Source organism: Streptomyces sp. NPDC001153 (assembly GCF_053598315.1).
Map to the genome: position 1 here is coordinate 1 of NZ_JBSFJZ010000101.1, position 9308 is coordinate 9308.

The window sequence follows — 9308 nt, forward strand, 5'->3', positions numbered from 1 at the left end:
GTGCGGTGCAGTCCTAGACAGCTCCACCACACCGGAGGTCTTCGCCATGATCAAGCCCTGCGGCTGTCAACAACGCTCGTGATCAATACAGCTAGCGGGCGCGCGTCGGCCAGAACCGGCGGCTGGCACCAGCTGCCCGGGACCGGCGGCGGGCACGGACTACCCACGACCGACAACGACCACACATCGGCCGCGACCGGGCGCGAGCGCCTGCCGGCCACAACCGATGGCGGGCGCGGGCCGCTCGGGGGCGACGGCGTCGCGTCGATCACAAACACCGCTGATGAACGGGTCCATGGTGGTGTTCCTGGGCGACGATGAGGACCGGGTGCGTCCCGGCGGGCAGCCGGGGCAGCGCGTACGAGGCGACCGGAGGAGAGCGATGGCAGGGCTGCGGCAGGAAGTCGACCCGGGTGAGGCGGGGCTGGACGTCAAGGCGCTGGACCGCCTGGACCGGCAGATCGCGCACTACGTCGACGAGGGGCGGCTGCCCGGCTTCCTGGTGTCCCTCTCGCGTGGCGGCCGGGTCGCCCACCTCACCACGTACGGCCGGCGCGATGTCGCGGCGGGGCTGCCGGTCGAGGCGGACACGCTGTGGCGGATCTACTCCATGACCAAGCCGGTCACCGCGGTGGCGGTCCTGATGCTGGTGGAGGAGGGCAGGCTGTCCCTGGACGACCCGCTGGAGCGTCATCTGCCGGTGTTCGCCAACCCCCGTGTGTACGACGGCGGTTCGGGCCCGGACCTGCGTACCCGCCCGGCCGCCGGCCCGATCCTGATCCGGCATCTGCTCACCCACACCGCCGGCCTGACCTTCGGTTTCTACTACAAGCACCCCGTCGACACCCTCTATCGGGAGTCCGGCCTGGAGTACTCGGTGCCGCCCGGCGCCGATCTCACGGAGACGGTCGAGGTGTACGCGCGGATGCCGCTGCAGTTCGATCCCGGCACGCAGTGGAACTACTCGGTGGCCTCGAACGTTCTGGGCCGGGTCATCGAGGTGGTGTCCGGGCAGCCGCTGGACGCGTTCTTCACCGAGCGGATCCTGCGCCCGCTCGGCATGACCGACACCGGCTTCCACATCGAGCCCGAACAGGAGGACAGACTCGCCGAGTTGTACGGGGAGACGGACGAGGGCGGGATCGCCCCGGTGCCGGGGCTGCCGGTGCACGGCCGGCCCCGATTCCTGTCCGGCAGCGGCGGCCTGGTCTCCTCGGCGTACGACTTCCACCGGTTCATGGAGATGCTGCGCCGGGGCGGCGAACTGGACGGCGTACGGCTGCTGTCCGCGGACACCGTCGGCATGATGACCCGCAACCAGCTGCCCGGCGACGCGGTGTTGCGCTCCTTCGGCGCCCCCGCCCACCAGGAACCCGGCAACGACGGGCTCGGCTTCGGCTTCAACGTGTCGGTGGTGACCGACCCGTCCCGCACCCTGGCCCCCTCCAGCCCCGGCACATACGGCTGGACCGGCGCGGCCACGACCGCGTTCTGGGTCGATCCGGCCCACGAGCTGACGGTCCAGTTCATGACGCAGCTACGCCCGAAGACGCTCAAGATCTTCCCGGAGCTGCGGCGGCTGGCGCACGAGACGCTGGTGGACTGAACTGACCGCCGGGGCGCCCGTCGCCCGTGGGGGGAGGCGGCGGACGCCGGGACGGCCGGCTTCAGGAGCCGTGGGCGACGGCGTCCAGATGAGGCAGGATGTGGTCCATCCGCTCCCGCTTGGTGCGCAGATACGTGATGTTGCTCTCGCACGGCTCGATCAGCAGCGGCACCTGCTCGGCGACCTGGATCCCGTGCCGCACCAGCGCCTCGCGCTTGCGGGGGTTGTTGGACATCAGGCGTACCGAGCGCACCCCGAGGTCGTGCAGGATCTCCGCGGCGATGCCGTAGTCGCGGGCGTCGACCGGCAGGCCGAGCGCGAGGTTCGCCTCCACCGTGTCCAGGCCCTCCGCCTGCAGGGCCATCGCGCGCAGCTTGGCGAGCAGCCCGATGCCGCGGCCCTCGTGGCCCCTCAGGTAGACGACGATCCCGCTGCCTTCGGAGACGACGGCGCGCAGCGCGGCCTCCAGCTGATCGCCGCACTCGCAGTGCCGGGAACCGAACGCGTCCCCGGTCAGGCATTCGGAGTGCAGCCGGATCAGCACGTTCTCGGTGCCGATCTCGCCGTACACCAGGGCCACTTGTTCGTCACCGCGGTCGTGGTCCAGGTAGCCGATCGCCTGGAATTTGCCGTACACGGTGGGCAGCGGTGCATTCACGACGCGTTCCGCGCCCGAACGCCGCGGGGACTTCTTGCCGAGGACGCCCATGTTGAAGCCGGTGTTTTCTGTCATGATCTGATTCCTAAGCAGAGACGAAAGGCCGTGAAACGATGAGTGGTTCGGGCGCGCGTGCGGCGGCATGTGGGACAAACGGCGTGGCGCACGGCGTGATGCCGGCGGACACCACCGAAGAGGTACGGATGCGGGGGGCGGGCGTTTCAACACAGGTCGCCGTCCTTCCCGTCGGCAGTTTCGAACAGCACGGTCCGTTCCTTCCGCTGGCGACCGACACGCTCGTCGCCTGTGCCGTGGCGCGGGAGATCGCCGCCGCGTACCCGGTGCACCTCCTTCCCCCGGTGACGGTCTCCTGCTCGCACGAGCACGCGGACTGGCCGGGGACCGTCAGCATCTCCGCCGTGACCCTCCATGCGGTGGTCTCGGACATCGCCGCGTCGCTGCGCCGCTCGGGCGTCGACGCGCTCGTCGTGGTCAACGGGCACGGCGGCAACTATGTTCTGGGCAACGTCGTCCAGGAAGCCTCCGCGCGCGGTGAGCGGATGGCGTTGTTCCCGGCCCTCGAGGACTGGGAGGCGGCGCGGGAGCGGGCGGGGGTACGCACCTCGCTGCTCACCGACATGCACGCGGGGGAAATCGAGACCTCGATTCTGCTGCACGCTCATCCCGAATTCGTCCGCCCTGGTTACGAGTCCGCCGATTTCACCGCTGACGACCGTCGTCATCTGCTCACCGTGGGAATGTCCGCCTATACCGAATCCGGCGTCATCGGCCGTCCTTCCCTGGGTTCGGCGGAAAAGGGGAAGGAACTGCTGGCGAGCCTCGCGGAATCCTTCGAGTCGTGTTTCGCGTTGCTCACGTCCGCGGCGGGGCGCGGGTAGTCCCGCGCGGGCGCGGTGTCCTGTCCCGGCGGGGCGCCGTCCGGGGGCGCGGGGTGCGGCGCGGGCCGCGGACCGTCCGTCGCGGCCGTGCCGGAGTCCGGGGCGGGGTTCGCCGTGGCCGCCCCGGCGCGCAGGCCGGCGTACCAGCGCACGACGAGGACGACGGCGCCGGGCAGGCTCGCCACGAAGCTCAGCACGCCGTACACGACCGCGACGGCGACCCCGGTGCCCGCGCCGAGCCCCGCGGCGCCGAACGCCCAGGCGGTGACGCCCTCGCGGGGCCCGAAGCCGCCGACGTTCAGCGGCAACCCCATGGCGACCAGGGCGAGGACCGCGAGCGGGACCAGTGCCCCGACGGAGGCGGCCGAGCCGGCGACCCGGGCCGCCACGACGAACATCGCCAGGTGCCCGGCGAGGACGACGGCCGAGGACAGTGCGATGCCCGGTCCGCCCCGGCGGGAGAACAGGCCCTGGCGTGCCTCGCCGAGGGCGGTGCGCAGGCCCCCGGCCCGGCGGGAGGACGTACGGTTCATGCGCAGGGCGAGCGCTATGGCGAGCGCGCCGGCCGCCGCCAGGGCGACCAGCGGTGCGAGGTCGCGGGCCTCGGCGCGGACCGGGGACGGCAGCGTCGGCAGGGCCACCACGGCGAGCACGGCCAGCGCGAGCTGCCCGGCGACGCGTTCCAGTACGACGGCCTTCACCCCGCGCCGCAGGTCACCGGCGCTCTGTCCGTGCCGGACCGCCCGGTGCACATCGCCCAGGATCCCGCCGGGGAGCGCCGCGTTCAGGAACAGCGCCCGGTAGTAGTCGGCGACGGCGGGGCCCAGCGGCAGCCGGATGCGCAGGCCTCGGGCCACCAACTGCCAGCGCCAGGCGCTGAGCACGGTGGTCACCACGCCGATGCCCAGCGCGGCCAGGACCGTCGTGGCGTCGATCCGCCTCAGCCCGTCGAGGAGCACACCCGTGCCCAGCCGCCACAGCAGGGCCCCGAGGATGACGACGCCGACGGCGGTGCCGAAGTGGGTGCGCAGCGCGCGGAAGCGGGGGCGGGGGTGCCGGATGGCCGTGGGCTGCGCGGACCCCGAATCGGGCGGTTCCGGAAGCCCGGTCCCGGTCTCGCGGGCCGCGTGCGCGATGCTCCCGCTCGGCACGCGCGTGTGCATCGCGCCGACGCCGTACACGCACACATCGGCCGGACCGCCGTCGCGCACGCGCGCGTGAACCGTTTCCTCACCGTGCACGCGCGCGCGGGCGCCGGTTCCGGCGGTGACCCGGTGCCCGGATTCCGTCGCGGCCGGACGCGAGCTCATCACGCGCCACCCGTCGGCCGGGGCAGGGCCAGCAGGTCACTGTGGTGGACCACGACCCGCAGCTCACCGGCCGCGCAGGCGGCGAGCCGGTCCCGCAGATACCGCTCGGCGCGGTCACGCAGCCCGGGCGACTGTTCCACGGCCGCTCCCACCCAGCCGCGCAGCCACTGCTCGATCAGCGCCGACTCCTCGGGACCGAGCCGCCAAGGGCTCGGATGCACGCGTACGGCGGCCCCGCGCGCGGCGAACGCCTCGCAGGCCACGGTGACCGCGTCCGGGCCGAGCAGCCCACCGCGCCGCTGATGGGCGTTGAACGCCTCGGTGATCTCCGCGTCCAGCGGGTCGGCCGGGGTGAGTTCGACACGACCGGCGACCGACAGGGTGAGCAGCGCGGGGCAGCCGGCACCGGCGCAGGCGTCGACGAGGGTGACGACCTCCTCGCGGGTGAGCACGTCGAGCAGCGCGGAGGCGGTGACCAGCGAGGCCCCGGCGAGCGCGTCCGGCGTCAGCCGGGCGACGTCGCCGCGCCGGGTCTCGACGGTGACGCCGCTGCCGTCGGCGGCTGAGCGCGGGGAGCCCACGGCGGCGAAGTGCAGCAGGTAGGGGTCGCGGTCGTGCAGGACCCAGTGCTGGGGGCCGTCCAGGCGGGGCGCGAGCCAGCGGCCCATCGAGCCGGTGCCGCAGCCCAGGTCGTGCACGGCGACGGCGCCGGTGTGGTCCGGCAGGTTCGCCAGCCGGATCCGCAAGGGGTCCAGCAGGTCCTGCGCGCGGGCAACCGCATCGGCCTCTTCCCGCAACCTCAGCCATTCGGGCGCGTACCGGGGCGGTTCCTCGGGTTCGTCGTTCCGCAGCCGTACGGTGGCCCGTTCACCGGGTCGGCCGACGGGCCCGGCGCCCGGGACGACCGAGGCGTCCACGCCACGCTGCCCGCCGCCGTCGGCGCCACCGGACTCCCCGGCACCGTCGCCGTCCTCCCCCGCGCCGGGCGCCTGCGAACTCGCCATGTCACCCTGGACACCGGTCTCCTCGCGACGGGCCTCGCGCACCGGCTCGCTCTCGTCCTCGGTCCTCCGCACCGGCCCCACCTCCCTCGGTCCGGCCTGGGCCGGGATCGACGCGATGCCGTTCGTCGTCGTATCCGGCGTGGTCATGCCGCCCTCCTCGGGGCTTCGGGGAGCCGTGCGAGGACTCCGGCCAGGCTGCGGGCGGTGGCGGCCCAGCCGTCGAGCGCGGCGCGGCGCCCGCGGGCGGCGGCCTTGAGCCGGCGGCGTACGTCGGGCTCGCCGAACCAGCCGCGCAGTTCGGCGGCGAGCGCGGCGGGGTCCTCCGGCGGGACGAGGATGCCGGGCACCCCGCCGTCGGGGGCGCGGCCGACCGCCTCCGGCAGTCCGCCCACGTCGGTGGCGAGGACCGGGATGCCGCGGGCCAGGGCCTCGGTGACCGCCATGCCGTAGGTCTCGGCGTAGGAGGTGAGCACCATCAGGTCGGCGGCGGCGTAGGTGGCGTCGAGGTCGGCGCCGGAGCGCGGGCCGGTCAGGTGCAGCCGGTCGGCGAGGCCGTACCGGGCGATGGTCTCGCGCAACTGTGCGACGTACGCGGGGTCGTGGCCGAGCCCGCCGACCAGGTCGCAGGTCCACGGCAGGTCCCGTACCGTCGCGAGCGCCTCCACGAGCCGGTGCTGGCCCTTGCGCGGGGTGACGGCGGCCACGCACAGCAGCCGGGAGACGCCGTCGGTGCCGGGCGCGAGGGGCGCGATGTCGGCGCCGGGCGCGGCGACATGCACCCGTTCGGGTGCGAGTCCGTGGTGGGAGACGAGCCGGCGCACCGCCCAGTCGCTGGTCGCGATGACGGCGGGCGCGGCGCGCAGCACGGCGCGTTCGCGGGCGTCGAGGTCGGCGGCGACGGCCGGGGCGAGACCCGTCTCGTCGCCGAGCGGCAGGTGGACGAGCACGGCCAGGCGCAGGCGCTCGGCGTGCGGGGTGACGAGCTCCGGGACGCCGCAGGCGACGAGCCCGTCCAGCAGCACCACCGCGTCGTCCGGCAGGTCGCCCAGGACGCGGGCGAGGTGGTCGCGGGCGGCCTGGTCGGGGCACGGCCAAGTGCCGGGTGCGGCGTGCCGGGTGACCTGCCAGCCGAAGCCGGGCAGGTCCAGGCAGACCCGGCGGTCGTAGGCGTTGCCGCCGCTGGGCGCGGCCGGGTCGTCGATGCCGCCCGGCAGGACGAAGTGCACGGTGCGCAGGGACATGGGGATGATTCCGGCCTTGTCGACGGCGACGGCTGTGGGCTGCGCCGGCACATAGGCCAGCCGCGCCCGTTCCGTGGTCGCCCCGGTCACAGGCCACGCTCGTAACTCGCCCAGGCGATGTGCGACTCGTGCAGGGTGACGGCGATGCCCGACAGCCCCTTGGCACCCTCGCCGAGGGCGCCCTTGTGGACGCGCTCGGCGAGCCGGTCGGCGATGACCTTGGCGAGGAACTCGGTGGAGGTGTTGACGCCGGCGAACTCGGGTTCGTCGTCCAGGTTGCGGTAGTTCAGCTCGGCGGTGATGAGGCGCAGTTCCTGCGTGGCCAGGCCGATGTCGACCACGATGTTGTCCTCGTCCAGCTGCTCGCGGCGGAAGGTGGCGTCCACCAGGAACGTGGCGCCGTGCAGTCGCTGCGCGGGCCCGAAGACCTCGCCGCGGAAGCTGTGGGCGATCATGATGTGATCGCGGACGGTGATGCTGAACAACGGACGACCCTCCAGGTACGACGCGTCTGGTCCCCCTGTTCCTTACCCGTCGGGGGATGCCGTGTAGTACGGCTCTTCGGTTCCCCGCGTTCAGCCCTCTCTCACTCTTTTCTCAGGTCAGGCCCGTGTCGGCGTACCGGATCCGGTGGCACAGGGCGGGGATCTCGCCCGAGGCGAGCTTCGGCATGACGTCAGGGAGTTGCTCGAAAGCGCTCTCCCCGGTGATGAGCGCGTCCAGGGCCGGGTCGGCGAGCAGGTCGAGGGCGAGCGCCATCCGGTCGGCGTAGTCCCGGCCGGCGCGGGCCGCCGGGGAGACGGTGCCGACCTGGCTGCTGCGCACGGTGAGCCGCCGGGAGTGGAAGGCCTCGCCCAGCGGCAGGGAGACCCGCCGGTCGCCGTACCAGCTCAGTTCCACCACCGTACCCTCGGGAGCGAGGAGTTGCAGCGCGCGGGTGAGACCGGCCTCGGTGGCGCTGGCGTGCACGACGAGGTCGCAGTCGCCGAGCGCGCTGTCGGGCGTCGCGAAGTCCACGCCGAGAGCCTCGGCGGTCTTCGCGCGCTCAGGGTCGGCGTCGACGAGCTGCAGCCGGACGCCCGGGAAGCGGGCCAGCAGGGCCGCGACCGAGCAGCCGACCATGCCGCCGCCGACCACCGCGATCCGGTCGCCGATCAGCGGTGCCGCGTCCCACAGGGCGTTCACGGCGGTCTCCACAGTCCCGGCGAGCACAGCCCGCTCGGCGGGCACCCGCTCGGGCACGACGGTCACGGCGTTCACCCGAACGACGTAACGGCTCTGATGCGGGTACAGGCAGAAGACCGTACGCCCGATCAACTCGGCCGGACCCTCCTCCACCTCGCCGACGCTGAGGTAGCCGTACTTCACCGGCGCGGGGAAGTCGCCCTCCTGGAACGGCGCCCGCATCACGGCGTGTTGGCTCTCCGGCACCCCGCCGCGGAACACCAGTGTCTCCGTGCCACGGCTCACTCCGGAGTACAGGGCGCGCACCAGGACCTCGTCCTCGGCGGGCTCCGCGAGGGTGATGTCGCGCAGCTCGCCGTGGCCGGGTGAGCGCAGCCAGAACGCGCGGGCCGAGCGGTTCATCGGCATCCTCCTGAACAGTAGGGAAGTTGTTCACGTACCGAGAAGTGCACAGGCCGCGCACAGTACGCGGCGTTGATCGACTCTGTCACTCGGCCGGAGGGTGTGCGGTGGCCCTGAACAACACGTATGACGCCAGGCCCCAGCAGGAGACCGCTGTGGGAGCGGGCATACAGCTCCTGCTGCTGGCCCTGCTCGGAACGGCGATAGGCATGGGGCCGGCCGGCTGGCTGACGGGCCTGGCGTTCGCCTTCGCCACCTGGGCGGTTCTGTCCCGGGCCCTGCACCGCTCCTGCCTGCGCTCCTTCGGCCCCGCGAACCGTGTCACGCTCGGCCGGGCAACCCTGGTGGGCGGGGTGACCGCCCTGGTCGCGGACTCCTTCGAGAGCGCGCCGCCGGTGACCCTGCTGGTCGGCCTGACGGCGGTCGCCCTGCTCCTGGACGGCGTCGACGGCAAGGTGGCCCGCCGCACCGGGACGTCGACCGCGCTCGGCGCGCGCTTCGACATGGAGGTGGACGCGTTCCTGATCCTGGTGCTGAGCGTGTACGTCTCCACCCAGCTCGGCCCGTGGGTCCTGCTGATCGGCGGCATGCGCTACGCCTTCGTCGCCGCGGCTCGCGTGGCCCCCTGGCTGAACGCCCCCCTGCCGCCGTCCCTCGCCCGCAAGACCGTCGCCGCGATCCAGGGCATAGCCCTGCTCCTGGCCGGCGCCGAGCTCCTCCCCCACCTGGCGAACCTCGCGGTCGTACTCGTGGCCCTGGGCTCGCTGCTGTGGTCCTTCGGCCGGGACGTGCGGTGGCTGTGGCGCACCTCCCGCATCTGCGTGGAGACGGCGACCGGGGGGAAGGTGCTGGAGCTGGTGGGGCGCTGAGCAAGCGCCGCCGACGGCGGCTGAGGGCCCGGACCGGTCGCCGGACGCTGTTGGTTAATTCGGGCCTTGCTTCGCCCCGTCGACCGGCTGGTCGGCGGGGCGGAGTGCTGCGAAGTGGCTGGTGCGGGTGCGGG

The 9308-nt window shown here is 73.3% G+C and carries 8 protein-coding genes and 1 pseudogene; 3 read left to right on the forward strand and 6 right to left on the reverse strand.

Annotation, left to right across the window (positions count from 1 at the left end):
• Positions 1-382 precede the first annotated feature (382 nt).
• A complete protein-coding gene (locus tag ACWDEN_RS47355) occupies positions 383-1606 on the forward strand; it encodes a serine hydrolase domain-containing protein (protein WP_450864291.1) in 1224 nt (407 codons plus the stop codon).
• 61 nt (positions 1607-1667) lie between these two features.
• Here ACWDEN_RS47355 and ribA read toward each other — a convergent pair whose 3' ends face one another.
• The gene (gene ribA, locus ACWDEN_RS47360) at positions 1668-2339 is read right to left on the reverse strand and encodes a GTP cyclohydrolase II (protein WP_351603176.1); all 672 of its coding nucleotides are present in this window, start codon (positions 2337-2339) and stop codon (positions 1668-1670) included.
• Positions 2340-2377: 38 nt separating this feature from the next.
• On the opposite strand from ribA, the pseudogene ACWDEN_RS47365 reads away from it, so the two are divergent.
• Positions 2378-3145 (forward strand): annotated as a pseudogene (locus tag ACWDEN_RS47365) (creatininase family protein); the annotation flags it as partial.
• Here the strand turns inward: ACWDEN_RS47365 and ACWDEN_RS47370 are convergent.
• From ACWDEN_RS47370 to ACWDEN_RS47390, 5 genes are all read right to left on the reverse strand, one after another.
• Positions 3031-4326 (reverse strand): lysylphosphatidylglycerol synthase transmembrane domain-containing protein, encoded by a 1296-nt coding sequence (locus ACWDEN_RS47370; protein ID WP_450864296.1) that lies wholly within the window; start codon positions 4324-4326, stop codon positions 3031-3033. The pseudogene ACWDEN_RS47365 and the gene ACWDEN_RS47370 sit on opposite strands and share 115 nt — an antisense overlap.
• A 146-nt stretch (positions 4327-4472) precedes the next feature.
• Positions 4473-5477: a class I SAM-dependent methyltransferase gene (locus ACWDEN_RS47375; RefSeq protein ID WP_450864298.1), complete on the reverse strand. Its 1005-nt coding sequence runs from the start codon at positions 5475-5477 to the stop codon at positions 4473-4475.
• Positions 5478-5620: 143 nt separating this feature from the next.
• Positions 5621-6808: a glycosyltransferase family 4 protein gene (locus ACWDEN_RS47380; protein WP_351603170.1), complete on the reverse strand. Its 1188-nt coding sequence runs from the start codon at positions 6806-6808 to the stop codon at positions 5621-5623.
• Positions 6805-7203 carry a 6-pyruvoyl trahydropterin synthase family protein gene (locus ACWDEN_RS47385; protein WP_351603168.1) on the reverse strand — a complete coding sequence of 133 codons (399 nt, stop codon included), beginning with the start codon at positions 7201-7203 and terminating at the stop codon, positions 6805-6807. Before ACWDEN_RS47385 ends, ACWDEN_RS47380 begins: the two co-directional genes overlap by 4 nt.
• A gap of 112 nt (positions 7204-7315) precedes the next feature.
• Positions 7316-8305: a dehydrogenase gene (locus ACWDEN_RS47390; RefSeq protein ID WP_450864294.1), complete on the reverse strand. Its 990-nt coding sequence runs from the start codon at positions 8303-8305 to the stop codon at positions 7316-7318.
• 107 nt (positions 8306-8412) lie between these two features.
• Between ACWDEN_RS47390 and ACWDEN_RS47395 the strand changes: the two genes are divergently transcribed.
• The gene (locus ACWDEN_RS47395; protein WP_351603164.1) at positions 8413-9174 is read left to right on the forward strand and encodes a CDP-alcohol phosphatidyltransferase family protein; all 762 of its coding nucleotides are present in this window, start codon (positions 8413-8415) and stop codon (positions 9172-9174) included.
• Positions 9175-9308 lie beyond the last annotated feature (134 nt).

Excerpts from the sequence above, each read along its gene's own strand:
- ACWDEN_RS47355 (WP_450864291.1), top strand. The coding sequence starts at position 383 with ATGGCAGGGCTGCGGCAGGAAGTCGACCCGGGTGAGGCGGGGCTGGAC.
- ribA (WP_351603176.1), bottom strand. The coding sequence starts at position 2,339 with ATGACAGAAAACACCGGCTTCAACATGGGCGTCCTCGGCAAGAAGTCC.
- ACWDEN_RS47370 (WP_450864296.1), bottom strand. The coding sequence starts at position 4,326 with ATGCACACGCGCGTGCCGAGCGGGAGCATCGCGCACGCGGCCCGCGAG.
- ACWDEN_RS47375 (WP_450864298.1), bottom strand. The coding sequence starts at position 5,477 with ATGGCGAGTTCGCAGGCGCCCGGCGCGGGGGAGGACGGCGACGGTGCC.
- ACWDEN_RS47390 (WP_450864294.1), bottom strand. The coding sequence starts at position 8,305 with ATGAACCGCTCGGCCCGCGCGTTCTGGCTGCGCTCACCCGGCCACGGC.